The sequence below is a fragment of the Flavitalea flava genome (assembly GCF_054461575.1).
Genome location: NZ_JBTLQH010000016.1, coordinates 41,074 through 58,063, shown reverse-complemented (window position 1 = coordinate 58,063; position 16,990 = coordinate 41,074). Strand labels below are relative to the sequence as shown.

15 protein-coding genes are annotated in these 16,990 nt (G+C 43.9%); 8 read left to right on the top strand and 7 right to left on the bottom strand.

What is annotated here, in order from left to right; all coding sequences use genetic code 11:
* Positions 1–210: 210 nt before the first annotated feature.
* The 3 genes from ACX0G9_RS15555 to ACX0G9_RS15545 all read left to right on the top strand — a co-directional run bounded on the left by ACX0G9_RS15555 (position 211) and on the right by ACX0G9_RS15545 (position 4,043).
* A complete protein-coding gene (locus ACX0G9_RS15555) occupies positions 211–1,605 on the top strand; it encodes a YeiH family protein (protein ID WP_459065850.1) in 1,395 nt (464 codons plus the stop codon).
* Between the two features lie 3 nt (positions 1,606–1,608).
* Positions 1,609–1,881 (top strand): hypothetical protein, encoded by a 273-nt coding sequence (locus tag ACX0G9_RS15550; protein ID WP_459065849.1) that lies wholly within the window; start codon positions 1,609–1,611, stop codon positions 1,879–1,881.
* Between the two features lie 137 nt (positions 1,882–2,018).
* Entirely contained in the window at positions 2,019–4,043 is a 2,025-nt protein-coding gene (locus tag ACX0G9_RS15545) for a M13 family metallopeptidase (RefSeq protein ID WP_459065848.1), read from the top strand.
* A gap of 2 nt (positions 4,044–4,045) precedes the next feature.
* Here ACX0G9_RS15545 and ACX0G9_RS15540 read toward each other — a convergent pair whose 3' ends face one another.
* From ACX0G9_RS15540 to ACX0G9_RS15525, 4 genes are all read right to left on the bottom strand, one after another.
* Positions 4,046–7,327, bottom strand: coding sequence for a S41 family peptidase (locus ACX0G9_RS15540; RefSeq protein ID WP_459065847.1), 3,282 nt, complete (start codon positions 7,325–7,327; stop codon positions 4,046–4,048).
* A 138-nt stretch (positions 7,328–7,465) separates the two neighbouring features.
* Positions 7,466–8,332 carry an alpha/beta hydrolase gene (locus ACX0G9_RS15535; RefSeq protein ID WP_459065846.1) on the bottom strand — a complete coding sequence of 289 codons (867 nt, stop codon included), beginning with the start codon at positions 8,330–8,332 and terminating at the stop codon, positions 7,466–7,468.
* A 201-nt stretch (positions 8,333–8,533) separates the two neighbouring features.
* Positions 8,534–9,058 carry a hypothetical protein gene (locus tag ACX0G9_RS15530; RefSeq protein ID WP_459065845.1) on the bottom strand — a complete coding sequence of 175 codons (525 nt, stop codon included), beginning with the start codon at positions 9,056–9,058 and terminating at the stop codon, positions 8,534–8,536.
* Positions 9,059–9,150: 92 nt separating this feature from the next.
* Positions 9,151–9,960 (bottom strand): class I SAM-dependent methyltransferase, encoded by an 810-nt coding sequence (locus tag ACX0G9_RS15525; protein WP_459065844.1) that lies wholly within the window; start codon positions 9,958–9,960, stop codon positions 9,151–9,153.
* A 161-nt stretch (positions 9,961–10,121) separates the two neighbouring features.
* Between ACX0G9_RS15525 and ACX0G9_RS15520 the strand changes: the two genes are divergently transcribed.
* The 4 genes from ACX0G9_RS15520 to ACX0G9_RS15505 all read left to right on the top strand — a co-directional run bounded on the left by ACX0G9_RS15520 (position 10,122) and on the right by ACX0G9_RS15505 (position 12,649).
* Complete coding sequence (locus ACX0G9_RS15520; protein WP_459065843.1) at positions 10,122–10,568, top strand: hypothetical protein; 447 nt, start codon at positions 10,122–10,124, stop codon at positions 10,566–10,568.
* A 209-nt stretch (positions 10,569–10,777) separates the two neighbouring features.
* Complete coding sequence (locus tag ACX0G9_RS15515; protein WP_459065842.1) at positions 10,778–11,512, top strand: DUF4386 domain-containing protein; 735 nt, start codon at positions 10,778–10,780, stop codon at positions 11,510–11,512.
* A 65-nt stretch (positions 11,513–11,577) separates the two neighbouring features.
* The gene (locus ACX0G9_RS15510) at positions 11,578–12,087 is read left to right on the top strand and encodes an RNA polymerase sigma factor (RefSeq protein WP_459065841.1); all 510 of its coding nucleotides are present in this window, start codon (positions 11,578–11,580) and stop codon (positions 12,085–12,087) included.
* Positions 12,077–12,649: a hypothetical protein gene (locus tag ACX0G9_RS15505; RefSeq protein ID WP_459065840.1), complete on the top strand. Its 573-nt coding sequence runs from the start codon at positions 12,077–12,079 to the stop codon at positions 12,647–12,649. The genes ACX0G9_RS15510 and ACX0G9_RS15505 overlap by 11 nt, the downstream gene beginning before the upstream one ends.
* A gap of 47 nt (positions 12,650–12,696) precedes the next feature.
* Here ACX0G9_RS15505 and ACX0G9_RS15500 read toward each other — a convergent pair whose 3' ends face one another.
* Positions 12,697–13,593, bottom strand: coding sequence for an OmpA/MotB family protein (locus ACX0G9_RS15500; RefSeq protein WP_459065839.1), 897 nt, complete (start codon positions 13,591–13,593; stop codon positions 12,697–12,699).
* A gap of 216 nt (positions 13,594–13,809) precedes the next feature.
* Between ACX0G9_RS15500 and ACX0G9_RS15495 the strand changes: the two genes are divergently transcribed.
* A complete protein-coding gene (locus tag ACX0G9_RS15495; RefSeq protein ID WP_459065838.1) occupies positions 13,810–15,666 on the top strand; it encodes a hypothetical protein in 1,857 nt (618 codons plus the stop codon).
* Positions 15,667–15,832: 166 nt separating this feature from the next.
* Here the strand turns inward: ACX0G9_RS15495 and ACX0G9_RS15490 are convergent, their stop codons facing one another.
* Complete coding sequence (locus tag ACX0G9_RS15490; RefSeq protein WP_459065837.1) at positions 15,833–16,444, bottom strand: hypothetical protein; 612 nt, start codon at positions 16,442–16,444, stop codon at positions 15,833–15,835.
* Positions 16,445–16,449: 5 nt separating this feature from the next.
* The gene (locus ACX0G9_RS15485) at positions 16,450–16,923 is read right to left on the bottom strand and encodes a GNAT family N-acetyltransferase (protein ID WP_459065836.1); all 474 of its coding nucleotides are present in this window, start codon (positions 16,921–16,923) and stop codon (positions 16,450–16,452) included.
* Positions 16,924–16,990 lie beyond the last annotated feature (67 nt).

The window sequence follows — 16,990 nt, the reverse complement described above, 5'->3', positions numbered from 1 at the left end:
TTTTCGCTTGAAATAATCTGTTAGTTTTCTATTACGAATTCCTCCAAAACCAGCGCTAAAACCAGCCTGTTTTAAAGTCTACCTACTTGGTGGATTAATTTTATTGCTTTATTTTCACTTTGCGCCTTAAGTAAATCCCGGTTCCGGTATGATTTATTATATTGGATCAGTTTTCCTTCTGCAAAGCAAAAAGCATAATTTACCACTCATATGATTACAAATAAGGATGAAATAACAAGCGTAGATCAACCCTCCGGCTGGCAGAAATTCTGGTCGAAAGAAGACTGGTGGGCCGTTTGGTTTGGCCTGGGGATTATTATTTTGGCCTATGTCTTTTATCTTGCCGGCTCCAGCATTTCCTGGATTGCGGTGGCTCCGGCCAAATGGTCAACCTTATCACAATTGACCGCTCAACTTTCAACGAATGGTATTCGGTACCTCGCATTGCTCATTGGTTTCCTGGTGCTCTTTACCATCGTGACTTCATTCATCGGGCAAAAACCAAAGGCGTTTATTCCAGCTTTTATTTTTGTCTTTATCCTTTCGACAATCATTTACGTCGCAGGAAGCTGGGATCAGGCCAGTCGCTATAACCTGGAACCGCCTCTGGTGGCTCTGATTCTCGGGCTGATTATTTCCAACCTAATCGGATTGCCCCGCTGGCTCGATGCCGGATTCCGGGTCGAATTATACATTAAACTCGGCATTGTCCTGTTGGGAGCCACTTTGCCTTTCACATTAATTATCTGGGCGGGGCCGGTAGCTATTTTGCAGGCTTCCATTGTTTCCATAGTTACCTTTTTGGTCATCTTCTTCACTGCCCGAAAGTTGGGTCTGGATCACCGGCTGGCTGCGGTATTGGGGGCGGGTGGTGCAGTCTGTGGCGTTTCTGCATCGATTGCCATCGCCGGAGCGGTACGGGCTAAGAAGGAGCACCCGCCAATCGCCATTAGCCTGGTCGTGTTTTACGCTATTATTTTAATTTTCGCGTTGCCGCTGGTTTCACGCGCGCTCCACCTTCCTACAGGAGTAGGGGGAGCCTGGATTGGGACGTCGGAATTTGCAGACGCTGCCGGATTGGCCGCAGCACAATCTTATTGTAGTCTTGCCGGTACAAATTCGGGCATTTCAGGAACGGCAGACCAGGCACTTGCCTCCTATACACTGATTAAAGTTATTGGACGGGACATTTGGATTGGAATTTGGGCACTTGTATTGGCACTCATTTCAGTTACCTATTGGGAACGCTCTGGAACCAACTCAAAAGTACAGGTTGGCCAGATATGGTGGCGATTTCCAAAATTCGTAATCGGGTTCCTCATCGCTTCGGTGCTTACGACCGTGATTGTCCATGGCTATACGCTCGGTGATTACAATAAATTGGTGAAACCCTCCCTCATCGCACCCATCACATCGCTGAGGACCTGGGCTTTCACTTTTAGTTTCTTAAGTATCGGACTTACGACCCGATTCCGTGAATTAGCCAATGCCGGAATAAAACCCTTTGTCGCGTTCACTGTCGGGGTTATAGTAAACGTAATTTTAGGGTATATTTTGTCGGTAATCGTTTTCGGTCATTACTGGTCCACTGTAGTAACGCATTGATACATGAAAATTTTTAACTCCATACAACTGGGTAATTCCGGACCGATCTGCCAGAACTGCGCCTATTTCCAAAACGATCCGGCCTTCATTGAAAAGGTATATCCCGGACTCACGGCTATGAGTTCGGGTTTTGCCTCAGTGCGGGATCAGGACGGGTTCTGCAACTATAATGAGCTTTATCTTTCCGCTCGGGACAGTTGCCCGGGCTTTGCGCCGTGCAAAATTGAGGTTAATCAACAGAAGGCGGGAAACAGCGGCAGTCGCCATGCAAAATAGTCTATTGAACACTTTGCCGGGTTCGTTAGCAAGAGGTAATCAATACTTGCCATCCATTCATGGACAGGATTTTCCGGCTACATCATTATTATTGCGGAAAATAAAAAGATCATTATCTTTAAAAAAATCCCCTGTTTATGAATAAAATTCTTTACCTGTGCTTACTGACAGGCTTTTTGGGTGCATGCAATAACAATACCACTGAACCTCAGAAAAAAAATTTTGTTGATGTAAGCGGAATTGATTCCTCGATAAAACCCGGCGACAATTTCTTTCGTTATGTTAACGGGCGCTGGTATGACACTGCAAAAATTGCAGACGATCAGACAGGTGTGGGTTCATATATGTTCCTGAACATTCCCCAAAAAAAATTGCTGCAAAATATCCTGGATAGCGTTTCAAAAGCACAGAATCCTTCCGGAAGCCTTGACCAGAAGGTAGGGGACTTCTACGCATCCGGTATGGACACGGCGACCATCAACCAGCGTGCATACGAACCCATCCAACCAATTCTTGCACGTATCGATGCCCTCAGCGATGTGCCTTCGCTAATCAAATTTGCAGCCATTGAACTGAAAACAGGAAACAGTTCCGTTATTGGTTTTGGTATTTCGCCCGACAACAAGAACAGCGGCATCAATATTGCCCATGTTTACCAGGCAGGCATCGGTTTGCCTGACCGCGATTATTATTTTAAAACAGATTCGTCTACACTCAGCATTCAGCAAGCCTATAAAAAATACATTAGCAGCTTGCTTCAATTAACCGGCAGTAATTTAGCTGCTGCCACCCAGCAAGCGGATATTGTTTACGGCATTGAAAAACAAATTGCCGCTTCGCATAAAACAAATATTGAGCTCAGGGATATTAATGCGAATTACCATAAAACGGCGGTGGCATCCATCAGCAAAACACAAACAAATATGGTTTGGGAAACATTGCTTGCCAATTTGGATGCAAAGACCGATTCATTGGATATGGCTCAACCCACCTATTACGACAAATTAAATGTGTTGTTGAAATCGATTCCCATCAGTGATTGGAAAATTTATTTGAAAGTAAGCACCATTGAGAACTATGCTACTGGGCTTAGTAAGCCATTCGTGGATGCCGCATTTGAATTGACCAAAGTATTATCCGGCCAGGCCACACAGAAATCCCGCAGACAAATCATGACTGAAAACGTTGACGCCCTTTTGGGACAGGCTTTGGGGCAAATCTATGTAAAAAGATATTTTAATGAGGATGCCAAAAGACGTGTTCTTGACCTGGTGAACAACCTGCAAAAATCTTTCGAGAACAGGATCAATCACCTTGATTGGATGACTGACAGTACCAAACAAAAAGCAAAAGAAAAATTATATTCGATTACCAAAAAATTAGGATACCCGGATAAATGGCGGAATTACGATAAGGTAAAGATTGACAGAACTAAATACTTTGAAAATTTACTCTCGCTCAACCAAAATGAGTATCAATTTCAAATGGCAAAATTGAACAAGCCGGTTGATAAAACAGAATGGGGAGCAACACCCTCTACCGTTACGGCCTACTATAATCCATCTTTTAATGAAATCGTTTTCCCGGCTGGTATTTTGCAATTTCCCTATTTTGATTTTTCGGCAGACGACGCCATCAACTATGGAGGAATCGGGATGGTCATTGGTCATGAGATGACGCACGCCTTTGATGACCAGGGAGCCCAGTTCGATAAGGAAGGTAATGTAAAAAACTGGTGGACAAAGGAAGATTACGAGAAGTTTAGGGCAAAAACAAAAAGAGTAATTGACTTATATAGTTCATTTACAGTTTTAGACACTGTTCATATAAAGGGGGCCTTGACGGTGGGAGAAAACACCGCTGACAACGGTGGGATTGCCATTGCCTACGATGCATTTAAGATGACTCAGGAGGGACAGGATTCCACTAAAATCGATGGTTTTACACCGGATCAGCGGTTCTTTCTATCCATTGCCAGGATATGGAGAGTGAAAACAAGAGATGCTTTTCTGCGCATGTATGTGAATACCAATCCCCATTCACCGGCTATGTGGCGTGTAAATGGCCCGCTGATGAGTTTCGCCCCGTTCTATAAAGCGTTTAACTTGCAGCCCGGTGATAAAAATTACAAGCCGGAAGACGAAAGAATAAAGGTTTGGTAGATCTAATTCTTCACCTTTACCGGGAACGGCGGACGAATTTGGTCCGGTTGCGGGTTTTGCTGTAATTCCTTCAACGCAATTTCGATGGCTTTTTCCAACTGCGGATCTTTGCCGTTTATTACATCGGCGGGTGTTTGCTCTATTTCAATATCGGGAGCAACGCCCACGTTTTCAACGATGAAGCCATCCTTTGTCCAGATACCTACATTGGGTGCGGTAACGGTACCGCCGTCAATAAATTCTGGAAAGCCCAGGATGCCTACCAATCCGCCCCAGGTGCGTTTGCCTACCAGCGTACCTACCTTGAATTTGCGGAACATCCAGGGTAACATATCGCCGCCGGAACCCGCTGTTTCATCGGTAATCATCACCTTTGGTCCCTGAATGGAAGCCGTGGGCGATTTAATGTCTTTGCCATAACGCATGTGCCAGTTGGCCTGGTAAGGGCGTTGCAAAAGGTTTATGTAATAATCGGCAAGCGATCCGCCGGCGTTAAATCTTTCATCGATAATAATTGCCTTCCTGTTGGCCTGCGGAAAGAAATATCGTTTAAAATAATCATGTCCTTCATTGGCGGTATTGGGCACATATACATAAGCCACCTGCCCGTTGGTTGCCTCTGTAACCTTACGCAGGTTACCTTCCACCCAATCGCGGTTGCGCAGATCTGCTTCGTTGGTTACAGGTACTGTTTTTACGATGCGGCTGCCATCTCCATTGGCATTGGGTCCAATTGTCAGTTCCGTCAACTTTCCGGCGGTGTTCTCAAAATACTGGTACAGGTTAGCATCAGCCGTTACCTTAATTCCGTTTACCGCCAGCAGGTAATCACCCACCTTCGCATTAACGCCTGGCTCAGTTAAGGGCGATTTTAGGTTAGGGTTCCAGTTAAGGCCGCCATATATTTTTTTAATTCGGTAGCGGTTATTGTCAATAGTATAATCTGCTCCCAGTAAGCCCCCGCTTACAGTTTTTGGGTTGTAATATTTTTCACCGTCATCGGTTATAAAGTGGTGGCCTATCACCAGCTCGCTAAACATCATTTGAAAAACAACATTCAGGTCCCTGCGGCACGACAGATCAGGCAGAAAAACAGCATATTTCTTTTTAATGGCAGGCCAGTCGGCGCCATGCATGCCGGGGTCGTAAAAATAATCGCGGTTAACGCGCCATGCTTCATCAAAAATATCGACCCACTCCGTCGGCGGGTCAATTTTTACCTGTATGGCATTTACATCAAGCTTGCCTTTGCCGGGCGCCGGCTTTTCGCCAGCGTCGCATATAAAATAATTATCGTCGGTATAGTATAGCATTTTTTTTCCGCTGGCGCTTAGACCATAACTATTCACATCCATTACTTCTTCATCCGCCCTTTTCTTCATGCTGAATTTACGCAGCTTGCCTGACCCATCCGTAGCCGTGCCATTGTCAACGAACAACAAAACATCATCGCCGGCAAAGCCTAATTGCGAATAATTACCCGCCTTTACCGGCAGGTCAACTATGCGGTTTTCCATGCCATCCAGATCAATCACCAGGCTTGCCGGTTTTTTGGCCGTATCATTTTTATTTTTATCTTTATTTTTATCTGCAGGTTTTTGAGGCTCTTCTTCTTTAGCTATAGCTTCCTCATCATTTTCTTTCAAAAAAGGCGACATGGTTTTGTTTTGCAAGGTTACCAGGTATATCGAGTTGGTTTTACGCATGTCGATATTGCTTTGGTCGAACCAGTTAACAACAGGGCCTGCATCAGTTGAAGCAAAAAAGAAAAGATATTTTCCGCTGCGCTCAAACACCGGTTCGCTGGCGTCGCTAAGGCCATCTGTAACAGGGTATGATTTCTGTTTATCCAGTGAATACAGATAGACCCTTTTAAATTGGGTGGAGGTAACTTTGGTATAAACGATCCATTTGGAATCATAAGACCAGTCTCCGAATAACTGTCTGAAAACATCCGGTGTATATAATTCATCACTGTCTACTTTCGTAATGGCGCCGCTGGCCACATCTAATATGTACAGGCTGCGCCCGTTATCGGCATAACAAATTTTCTTACTGTCCGGAGACCATTTGGGGAATGCATAAAAACCTGCGCCGTTTAGTTTGAACGTTTTAACGATACCTTTTCCATCCTGAGATTTTATATGCAATGCATACTCGCCGGAAGCATCTGAAAAATAGGCGATTGATTTACCATCCGGCGACCAGGCAGGAGATTTTTCATGCGCACCTGTGGTTTGGGTAATGTTGGTATAATCACCTTTTTCGGCCGGAACGGTAATGATATCGCCCCTGAAATCAAACACCGCTCTTGCTCCTGACGGCGAAATATCGCCGCTGCGTATATACTTGGTGCCACTTACAAAACGCGGCCTAAGCTCCAGCAGGTCTGCTGCAATGGCCACTGTTAGTTTAGTGTCAGCCGCCGTTGAAGGATTGAATAAATGAATATGACCGGCCTGGTCAAAAACAATCTTGCCATCGGCAGCCCCGGTGCCCATTACGGGAAAGTCGGTAAACTGCGTAAGCTGTTTTACCTGTTTGCCCGCAATATCGTAGGCGAACAGATTATATTCTCCATTCCTGTCACTCCGGAAGTAAATGGTACCGCCCTGCCATAGCGGCTGCATATCGTTGCAACCACCTTCAGGCTGGGGTATTTGAATAGTTGATTTATCGGCAAAAGAGAAGATGATAATTTTGCTTATCATACCGCCCCTGTAATGCTTCCACTGGCTAGAAGCATCCCCGAGCGGAGTGTAGGCTATATATTTTCCATCCGGAGAGTAGGACCCGTCAATCGCATTGGGTAACTGGAGTTGTGTTTCATTGCCGCCGGTCACCGGTACGGTGAAAAATTGCATATATCGCCGGGTAAATACGGCTCTTTGGGAAGCAAACAATATGTTTTTGCCGTCTGGTGTAAAGCCTCGGACTATATCGGCTGCAGGGTGCCAGGTAAGTCTTTTGGGTACGCCGCCTTCCACCGGAATTAAATATACGTCGGTATTGCCCTCGTATTGAGCACTAAACGCAATCCATTTACCGTCGGGAGAGAATTTGGGGTTTGATTCAACGCCCTCATCCACGGTAAGCCTGCGCGGTTGCGAGCCATCGATATTGGCCACCCAAAGGTCTTCTGCATAGACAAAGGCAATATGGCCCGCGCTGAGAGCGGGCTGAGAAGAAAGCATCCGGGTGTCTTTGGTATCAATGGCGAAGGCAGGTGTTGCCAGGGCAATCATACAACATACCGGTAGCCATTTGGTCACTAATTTTTTCATGGATGTTTAGTTTTTAAGCAGTAATTAAAGGTTCTTGATAGACTAATATAGTTATAATTTTTTAAGTGTAAGGATTGGGATAATGGTGGGATGTAGCTGATTACTGCAATTTCCAACTGCTTGCCAGGTAATAGTTCTCTATGGCTGATGAAACGCCTCAGATACAAACGATAGCACATTTGCTAAAGAAGAGCGCCAAAAGGTCCAGGTATGACCGGCATCGGTAACACGAAACTCATGCGGGATGTTTTTTTTGCGCATGGCTATATGTACCAGGGCATTGCCTTCACTAAGGCCGTCTTTGTCGCCGACGGCAATATACCAGCGTACCGCTTTTTTTAGGGTATCAGGTATATTGTTTACCAGCGCAATAACGCTTTGGTTATTATAGTAGTTGGTTACCACAGAATCCGCAATGTTTGGATTACCGCGGGTAAGCATTTTACGGGCATCGTCCTGCGCAACAGGGCCAATGTCACCGCTAAGCGGGCACGACGATGAAAACATTTCAGCGTGGTGCAGCGCATAAATAAAAGCCGCCCCCCCGCCCATGGACAACCCTGAAACTGCACGAAATTTTTTTTCGGTTTTGACGCGGTAATTTTTTTCTATAAACGGTATCAGCTCTTTAAAAAAGAAATCCTCGTAATTCCATTCCCCTGACGGATAATTAAAGAACCCGGGGTGTACGGTAAAACCATCAGGCATTACAATTATCATGGGGGTTGCGTTTCCTTCGTCTATCGCTTTATCTGCAATATGCATTACCTCCCCATATTGTACCCAGCCCGTTTGATCGTCAAGTCCGCCATGCAAAAGGTACAGTACAGGATAGCTGCGGTTGGACGTTTCATAATCGGGAGGTAAATAAATGGAAAATTTCCGGTCACGATTTAAAATTTTACTATGTACAGCCAGGTTATCAAAAACCTTACCATTTTGCGAATAACATAATACAGGGTATAACGGTAACAACATTACAAATATGGCAAGCAGTTTTTTCATTTTTGAATTAAATTTAACAATAAATTTATGCCCATTTTCGCTTTTTTGGAGTCAGGAGGAAATTATACCTCAATTGATGGTGCTAAAATTTTTGCATATAAAAACGTAGAACACATAAAAACTAATTGCATTCTATTCGCAAAAATAAATTCGGGAAAGGTGGCTGGGAAGGATATGCTATTGTATTAGTTACTGACTAAGTTATTGTTTTTTCGTATTCACCCTGTTTGTTGGGTAAACCGGATAGCTGGATCTCTCTATTCCGAAACTACCTGATACGGAGAATGTTTTTGCATCGTTGATGTACATCAGGCCCATTTCCACTCTCGAATTCAAACCCAATCCGTAACCTTTGGAAAAATTACTACCCGGATAGGATTGATTTAAAACAGGATAGGTGGATAAATAACTGGAGTTAAAAAAAACAGGTGCTGCAGAAACCCCCGCGAAAGCATAAAGATTATTATTCAATGGATAACTCAGCTGTAGCCCAACCGGCGCGGATAAAAAGCTGGTTCCGCCCCCGGCGAAAAAAACAGAGCCTGCAGATAGACCGGCATATTTGCTTAAATGCCATTTGTGATTTGAACGGCTACTGTCAACAAATTGATTGAACCCGGAGTGGGATAGCCATGGTGAGTAACCCAAACCGCTGCCGGGCAAATAAGTCTGTGCCTTTGGAGAAAGGAAAGACATCAATGCCATTATTGTCAATAGTATACGCATCCGGACAGATTATAGTATAAATATACTGGTTCCTGGGCCAAATGAAGTTAAATCTGCTTAAATTAACAATTATCCATTAAATGAGTGAGGACCTATTTTTGCCCTATTCCAATAAATGCGCTCAATTCAAATTCAAAAGATCCGGATCCAAATTGCAGGGAAAGTCGATGTTCCAATTCGTTTACGATTTGATTAAAGGAAGATGGAGCTTTTTCTTTTATCTCCCTGCCCAGAGGATGATGTGTGATATAACTGGTTATTATATGCTTTGGAGACTCCGAGTACCCCTTGAACTTCATTAACATTACCCGGTGGTTTGTGAAACCTGCCTGTTCGAAATAGGCATTTAACTGTTTTGGATCATGTAAGGCGAACGGTGTATGAAAACGGCTGGTATCCTCACCTTTAAATAGTGGTATCACGGTTTCGTCAATGATCAGTTGGAACAATGGCATATTTGCTGCCAGATCCCAGGTCGTAAAAACAAAATGGCCACCGGGCTTTAGTACACGGAAGGCTTCATTAACCCCGCCTTGTTTATCCGGGAAAAACATTAGACCAAATTGATTGGCGATCAGATCGAAGGATTGATCGGGGAAAGGTAATTGTTGCGCATCGGCCAATTGGAAGGTTATGGAAGTATCGTTTAATTTTTTCTTCGCCAGTTCCAACATATCAGGATTAATGTCGGTAGCTATAAATCCTGTGGGCGCAGGATATTTTTCTCTAAGATGTTTGGTGAGCCTGCCCGTTCCACAGGCTATTTCCAGGATGGAATGAGCAGGAAGGGCTACGATATTTGATAGTAATGCTTTTGCCGCAGGTTCTAATATGAGAGGGCCGAGATATTCTTCATAGTTGGATGCATCATTACCGATAATTTTGTATACTTCTTTGTTCATGATCCTTTATTTTAAATATACGGGTTGTAACCGTGAGTGGCATCCTAAGTAAGAGCTCAAAATGCACTCCCGCAGGAAGATAGGATTTAAAAATTAAAGTGAAGTATTCAGTAATTTATATTACATAAAATCTATATATTGCAGCAAAAATTCAATTTCTTATGTATGAAGTCCAATACTTTGTGCCCAGTGGTTATTCATCAGGCGAGGCGGCATTAGACGATGAAATCATGGCCATGTGCTCCAAATTAAAAAATGTAGATACCAAAGGCGATCAGGTGCCGAATTCTGCACTTTCGGTCCAACTTAAAGTAATGCATAATGGCACCATACTCGAAATAAAAAAACGTGGCCAGCTGGTATTCATAAATCTCTTTTGCTTTGAAACTCAGGATTTTCAGGAGCTATTTGCATTAGTAGAAAATTTATACAGCCAATTAAAACTTGGAGCTCCAAAACGCCCCAAAATGCCTACCTGGATCCATTCCATCCCTATTGATCCGGCTATTTTACGCGAGAACGAAAGGATTCTTTGCCACAAGATGACCTTATCGTTCTTCTGGGCAGTATATGCCCAACACCTAAAAAAGAGTAATACCCTGAATTAATAAATCTGTCAGGAATTACTGGTGGTATAATAGAGCGGCTTTGCAGATTCTGATATGCGAAAGGTCAGGTTAATCCGGGCTCCAATTTTTCTGCTCGTCTTTGGTACATGGTGTTCATATATGTCTTTGGTAATCAAACCATTTTGCGGATGGGGAAAAGTCTGCGTATATTTAAACGCTTAGAATTTCCTACTTAAAACCGAACCGGAATGGCAAATCGTATTGGTGAAACTTCTCCCAGGACCTATGCAAGGATCGCAGGAGTGCTTTATTTGATTAACATCCTGGCAGGCGGCATCGATGAGGCATTTGTCAGATCCAGGCTTATTGTATCAGGTGATTCCATTGCCACGGCCCAAAAAATAATGGCCTCTCAGGGTTTGTTCCGCATCAGTATTGCGGGTGATCTTATTATGCAGGTGACGGATATTCCCATGATTATGATTTTTTATGTATTGCTCAAACCGGTAAGCAAAAATCTTTCCCTGCTGGCTATGCTTTTTAATTTGACGCAGACGGCCATTTTGGGCATCAACAAACTTAACCTGCTAACGACATTGTCTCTTTTGGGAAGCTCAGCTTATCTAAAAGCTTTTGAACCGCATCAGTTACAAGCGCTGGGGTATCTTTATCTCGGTTTGCATGAATCCGGTTTTGGTATTGGACTAATATTTTTTGGTTTTAGTTGCCTGGTTACCGGGTATCTGATTTATAAATCGGGTTACTTTCCCCGGATTTTAGGCATAATGATGGCCATCGCAGGCTTGGGTTATATCATCAATAGTTTTGCATTAATCCTTTCCCCTGCCTTCGCAGGTATGTTATTCCCCTATATTCTGATGCCAGCCTTGATTGGAGAATTGTCATTTTGCCTATGGCTTATGGTGAAGGGGGTGAACGTTGCTAGGTGGAATGAGTTGGTTCCATATGGGCAGGTTCCCTGATTATTTCCTCCATCCTGTAAGAAATCCTTCCTTTGAGGTTACTAATGTCATAAATAACCCGTTACGTGACAACAAATCAACAGCAGGAGGTCTTCGAAGGGTGGCTTAGCCAGTATAAGGGGCTTCTTTTCAAAATTGTCAGGGCTTTTGCCTTTACTCCAATGGATCAGGAAGATCTTTTCCAGGAGATCGTTATCCGGGTATGGCATTCGATCCCCACCTTCCGTCAGGAATCTGCCGTTTCCACCTGGATCTACCGCATATCCATCAATACGTCCATCCGATGGGCGGGGAAGGAACGCAAACATCAACATAAAGAAACAATCGATACTATTCCGAATATCCTGCAGGAGAATATGGCGGAGGCTGATGAACGGCTGGAATGGCTGTACAGGGAAATCCACCAACTGAATGCGATCGACCGCTCCATTGCTCTGTTGCTTTTAGATGGGTTTAGTTATAAAGAGATGGCTGCCATCATAGGGATCTCTGAATCCAATATTGGTGTGAAGATCAATCGCATAAAAAAACAACTGATCAATAAATCAAAAACACCCGATTACCATGGACATTGAACAACTTCAGCAGATCTGGAACGCCCAGAATAGCCGGCCTCTTTATACTATCAATGAAAAGGCCCTGCACGACCATATCCTGCAAAAAAAGAACCAGGCCTTTCATATTACCGATACCAGTGAATTATTGTTGATCGCCGTGTATTTTGGCGCAGGAGCGTTTATTCTTGGGCTGAATTTGTTCGACCAGCGGCAGAATTTCTGGATGTATATACTGGCCGCATGGATTCTCGGCACAGGTATATATATCCTGATGAGCCGGATCCGGAGAATAAAAGGGAACAACCGGTTTGACCGGTCCATGCGGGGGGAACTCGATCATGCCCTATCCATGGCGACCTACCAGGTATGGCTTTCCCAATTCATGCGCTGGAACATATTGCCTGTTGCCTTGCTGATCCTTGCGGGAGCCTGGCATGGCGGAAAATCGATCTGGATAATAGGAGGGATGTCGGTTTTCTTTGTGGTTACCTATTTTGCCAGTGCCTTTGAACACCGGATTTACCAGAACCGGAAGAAAGATTTACAATCCTTTCAAAAAAGCCTGGAAAAGGAAGGATAGGCTCCTGTTCTTTTCCCCCTGGTTTTGGAAAAAGTCATTAAGAAAACCTAATGGCCGGTACTGGCGGTTCCTTGCCCCTGCCGATGTTCCAGCACTTTAAACAACTGATCGGTTTTCGGCAGCAGGATGATCCGGGTCCGGCGATTGGCCGCCCGTCCTTCAGGGACATCATTTGGGCCTATAGGGACATATTCGCTTCTGCCGGAGGCTGTCATACGTATTGGAGATACATGATATTCATGCTGCAGGATCCTGACCACTGAAGTAGCCCGTTTGACGCTGATATCCCAATTATCGGGCAGTATATCGGTAGGATTTGCAATACTGTCTGTATGACCTTCGACGATGAATTCAATTTCGGGATTATCGTTCAATACCCTTGCCAACCTGCCGATAACCGGTTTTGCTTTTTCAGGAAGAATATAGATATTGGTATCGCTGCTAAATAGCAGCTTATCGGAAAGATCGACATAGACGGTGCCTTTATCGACTTTTATACTGACATCCTGATCTCCGTAGCCGCCCAGCATGGCTTTCAGATTCATTACCACGACCAGGTTCACTGAATCGCGGTGAGCCATCGCATATTGCAGGTCCCGGATATACTGATCCTTTGCTCCGATATTATCCAATGATTTGTTTATACTCTCTGCCTGGGCGCTGCTGATGGCCGAAAGGTCCTGCAATTGTTTCCTCATTTGCGTATTATTATCTTTGGAAACGGTCAATTGGAGGTTAAGGTCATTAGCCTGGTTCTGCAGCGTTGTCTTCTGCCTGGCCAGGTCATTGTTCGAATCCTGGCAGGTTTTTAAGGTTCGCATCGACTGAGTATAGAGGGAATCGTTCTTTTTTGCCTCTTGCTGAACGGCTTTGAATTGCTCGCTGCTGACACAGGATCCTATAGCGGACGATAAAATAACAGAATAGAGATAGACCAGTCGCATAAAAAGGGGGTTATTATTCGGTTCAAAGATAATGAGCTAAGGCCAAAAAAGACTTCCTTTTTTCCCAATTCCCCTAGCGTAAAAATACAAACCCGATTAAACAGATCTGCCAAACAGTTTAAAATTTAGTCTGAGCCGTTTAAAAGGTTTGTCTCCTTCTGTAATAAAAATCATCTTTACCCATAGCCATTTAGTCTTTGTTAGTAAACCTTTTTTATGAGAAAATTATGTTCCCTTACGGGTAGAAAAATAATAGCAGTTTTATGCTTTTCCAGTTGTATCATTTATTCGACTTTTGGCCAAAGCAGCCAGGATGCCTCAGGCACCTCAAGTACTTCAGGCACCCAAAGTACAATGAATATAATAACAGCGGATATTATAACAGCCAATGCCAAACCCACGGTATTCCTGCAGGAAGGGGTAACCATACCCAATCAGCAATCGGCGCCTTCCTTTAGCCCGGATGGTCAAACAGTTTATCTTTCAGATAATTATTCGGTCCGGTTTTCGAATCTTGTTAATGGGAAATGGAGCAAACCAACCCTGGCGGAATTTTCCGGGCATTGGAAAGATTGGGACGCGGCACTCAGCCCGGATGGGAAACGGATAATTTTTGTTTCCAATCGTCCGTTAGCGGATTCTGCCCAGGACAAACCACAAAAGAACAATCAATTATGGTATACCGACCATCTTCCCGGGGACCACTGGTCAACTCCCCGGCATTTGGGTATTCCGGTTAATAAAGAGGGCGTTAATAATTATGCACCTTCGATCAGCAGTAAGGGAACGATCTGTTTTTGCTCCAGGCGGGGTGAAACTAAAAAAATGAAGGCATATTATACAAAGTGGCTGGGGGATCGTTATGATCAGCCTGCTATACTTTCTTTAAACGGAGACAAGGAAATTTACGATCCTTATATTTCTCCGGATGAGACTTATATCCTGTTTGTAAGTGATAGTAAACTCTTTATCAGTTATCGCCATAATGATGAATGGGCTGCCGGACAGCCATTAGGCGCGCAGGTTAACAATGGCGGGCAAAATGGTGGTCCGTATGTTTCTCCCGACGGTAAAATGCTTTATTATTCATCCAGTTCTGCCGATGGAATCCTGATGATCCCGGTAAATATTCCTAAAACAAATAATGGCTTAGGTCAACGAACGAATCCGGCAGCATTACATCATGTTATAGATACCCATTCAAAACCAGCCGTTTTTGCTCCTGGAATAGTATCGACTCCTTATGAGGAATGGTCCGTGTCCTTTACGCCTGATGGAAAAACCGTTTATTTTTCAGAAGGAACTACCTATATGGCGGTATGTTATTCAAAGATGGTTAATGGTAAATGGGGTAAACCAAAAGTGGCCTCCTTTTCCGGTCAATGGCAGGACTGGGATCCATTTCTCAGCCCGGATGGCAAACGTTTATTTTTCGTTTCTAATCGGCCGTTGGAAGGCTCTAACCTGGCACCAGTCCCTCAAAAAAACCACCTTTGGTATGTCGACAGGGATAATGGAGATAATTGGTCCGCAGCCCATCAGCTTAAAGAACCATTTAATACGGACGGAGTAAATAATTATGCACCAACGGTAAGCAGTTTGGGAACACTATATTTCTGCTCCTATGGAAGGGGAGGGCATAAGGGATGGGGAAGTTATGTGGCTAAGTGGATGGGGGACCATTTTGACCAACCTCAATTACTTTCCTTAAATGGTGACGCAGGGACACAAGATCCCTTTATTGCCCCTGATGAAAGTTATATAATATTCGTGAGCGGAAACGACCTGTATATAACCTTTAACGAGAAGGGTGATTGGAGTACGGCGGAAAAATTAGGGCCACAGATCAATAATGGAGAATCCATATCAGGCCCGTATGTTTCACCGGACGGAAAAATGCTTTATTATGCAACCGCCCGGTCGCAAGGGCTTTATGAGCGGACCAAAAATAACCGGGCACTTGATTATGATGAATTTCTGAAAGAGATGAATAATATCTACAATGGAAGACCGAATATCCTGATGATCCCTTTTCAGCCGACCTCCGCTTTACCTGTTATCGAGCCATTGTAAAAAGCTGCTTATCGATTAAATTGATCGGGAAAGAAAAGACAAGGGATTTCTTAAGCTGGCTTGAAAACAGGTAGCTCCATGCTGATGAACCATGCCTCCACAGGTATCATTTCGCCGGATTGCCCCAGGTAGACGAACCATGCATTCGATAATCCCCTGTCTTGCCTTATTTTACCTTATAAGAGGTGTTGGTGTAATTCCATTCCCAGGTTTTTCCATTGTCGTCTGAGAAGGCTTGTGTCCAGATGGGTTGGTCGGGATTGGTTTTGTCCCATTTAAAAACGACGATAACCGGTTTCCCTACCTGGAAATCCTTGGCGAAGAACAAACCGATATTATTGGTAAAAGTACCTATTACAGGAGGTTCCAGTGCGCCGCCATAAATATCGATCCAGTATATTCTCCAAAGTTTGGTCTCCGGATCGAAAGTACGGATAGTCCTGCCTTCGTAAATTTTTCCATCGGGAAGTTTGCGCAGGACGATATCAAAATTGCCCATTCCCTGGAGGGTATTAAAATTTTCTACCGTACTTTCGAATTCTGTCCATTCTTTACAATTGTTCAATCTGGAATTAAGATGTTTATTCTTCATTGTCCATTTGCCGACCAGGTAATCAAAGTCCCTGTTCGAGGAAGTGGGAGAGGGGGTGATGATCAATTCCCCTTTTGAATCAAATTTTAACGGAGGAATTTTATAATTGTCGATAATCTGCGCATTTCCGCTATGGAAGGTCGCAATTAGCAGAATTCCGGAAAAGATTTTTGGAAAGTGTAGCATTGTTTTTAATTTTGAAAGTCAATAAAAAAGCTATAGTTAATAAAATCATTGTCAGGCAGTTGTTGACGAAAACCTATTCTTTCATAAATGCCCTGTGCGATGAAATTGTCCGTTGCAGTCGTGAGTTCCACTGATTGGGCGCCTTGCTCCCTGGCGAAATCCAATACCCTCCTGATAAGGGCTGTTCCGATATTCCGTTTCCTGTATCCGGTATCAACGAACAAATCGTTCAGGATCCAGTTCTTTACCGCACGGATGGAAGAATAATTGGGATATAGTTGCGTGAAACCCACTGGAATGGAATGGCCATTCTCTTCCACAAAGGCAACAAAAAGGACAGACTCCATATTGTCCAGACGTTCCTGGATATACTTCCGGGCTAGACCCGGATCGGATGGCTGCCGGTAAAACATCCTGTATTGGTTAAAAAGACCGACCACATCATCAATCCCGGGTCCTTCAATTTGTTTGATTTTCATGTTTGATTTTCATGTCCACCAAAGCTATACCTTTACTGGATGGTCAAAATAGTCCAGTTGTAAGATT

Bases quoted from the DNA above. Each gene is read 5' to 3' on its own strand.
- ACX0G9_RS15525 (WP_459065844.1), bottom strand. From the start codon at position 9,960: ATGAACAAAGAAGTATACAAAATTATCGGTAATGATGCATCCAACTAT.
- ACX0G9_RS15555 (WP_459065850.1), top strand. From the start codon at position 211: ATGATTACAAATAAGGATGAAATAACAAGCGTAGATCAACCCTCCGGC.
- ACX0G9_RS15545 (WP_459065848.1), top strand. From the start codon at position 2,019: ATGAATAAAATTCTTTACCTGTGCTTACTGACAGGCTTTTTGGGTGCA.
- ACX0G9_RS15535 (WP_459065846.1), bottom strand. From the start codon at position 8,332: ATGAAAAAACTGCTTGCCATATTTGTAATGTTGTTACCGTTATACCCT.
- ACX0G9_RS15500 (WP_459065839.1), bottom strand. From the start codon at position 13,593: ATGCGACTGGTCTATCTCTATTCTGTTATTTTATCGTCCGCTATAGGA.
- ACX0G9_RS15490 (WP_459065837.1), bottom strand. From the start codon at position 16,444: ATGCTACACTTTCCAAAAATCTTTTCCGGAATTCTGCTAATTGCGACC.
- ACX0G9_RS15505 (WP_459065840.1), top strand. From the start codon at position 12,077: ATGGACATTGAACAACTTCAGCAGATCTGGAACGCCCAGAATAGCCGG.
- ACX0G9_RS15550 (WP_459065849.1), top strand. From the start codon at position 1,609: ATGAAAATTTTTAACTCCATACAACTGGGTAATTCCGGACCGATCTGC.
- ACX0G9_RS15515 (WP_459065842.1), top strand. From the start codon at position 10,778: ATGGCAAATCGTATTGGTGAAACTTCTCCCAGGACCTATGCAAGGATC.
- ACX0G9_RS15530 (WP_459065845.1), bottom strand. From the start codon at position 9,058: ATGCGTATACTATTGACAATAATGGCATTGATGTCTTTCCTTTCTCCA.
- ACX0G9_RS15540 (WP_459065847.1), bottom strand. From the start codon at position 7,327: ATGAAAAAATTAGTGACCAAATGGCTACCGGTATGTTGTATGATTGCC.
- ACX0G9_RS15520 (WP_459065843.1), top strand. From the start codon at position 10,122: ATGTATGAAGTCCAATACTTTGTGCCCAGTGGTTATTCATCAGGCGAG.
- ACX0G9_RS15485 (WP_459065836.1), bottom strand. From the start codon at position 16,923: ATGAAAATCAAACAAATTGAAGGACCCGGGATTGATGATGTGGTCGGT.
- ACX0G9_RS15495 (WP_459065838.1), top strand. From the start codon at position 13,810: ATGAGAAAATTATGTTCCCTTACGGGTAGAAAAATAATAGCAGTTTTA.